General features: G+C 21.1%; 1 protein-coding gene (cut by a window edge). It reads right to left on the bottom strand.

The annotated features are described in order from the left end of the window. Positions 1–286: 286 nt before the first annotated feature. A protein-coding gene (locus LUA84_RS03300) for a hypothetical protein (RefSeq protein WP_457913371.1) crosses the window boundary here: on the bottom strand, positions 287–533 show its 3' portion. The gene runs 191 nt beyond the window's last position; 247 of the gene's 438 nt are visible here — the last part of the coding sequence; the start codon falls outside the window, past its right edge; it ends in the stop codon at positions 287–289.

Below are 533 nucleotides of genomic sequence, written 5' to 3' on the forward strand. Positions count from 1 at the left end.
ATTATTCCGAAAAATATTTGTGGATAATAATATGGATCATTATTTTGTATCAAAACATATCCTGTAATATTTTGTCCAGCCAATAAATTCTTGATTATATAAATATGCAGAAATTGTAATATTTGGAATATAACTTTGATTATAATAATTAATTTGATAAGAGAAAATATTCCTAGTTGATAAAAATATAAGGAAAGATAATAAAATTAATAATACTTTCTTTTTCATATATTATCCTTAAAGAAAATATTTATAAAAATTTATATCCAATTATTTCTCTTTAATCTTAATAAAAAGGATAATGCTTAGCAGCCTCTTCTGGAGATTCAAATACTGGTAAATATTCCTCAACAGATATTTTTATTTGTTCTGTAAATCCTCCTCCATATATTAAAAATACTAAAGGAACTTTTTTATTAATTATTTTTGATAATTTTTCAGGAAATTTTTCTGTAAAAAAAGGTAATTGAGGTAATAATNNTGCAATTATTCCTTCAGTTCTTGAATCATTTAATAAAATCTTTAATCCATCT

The organism is Candidatus Nanopusillus massiliensis (genome assembly GCF_920984865.1).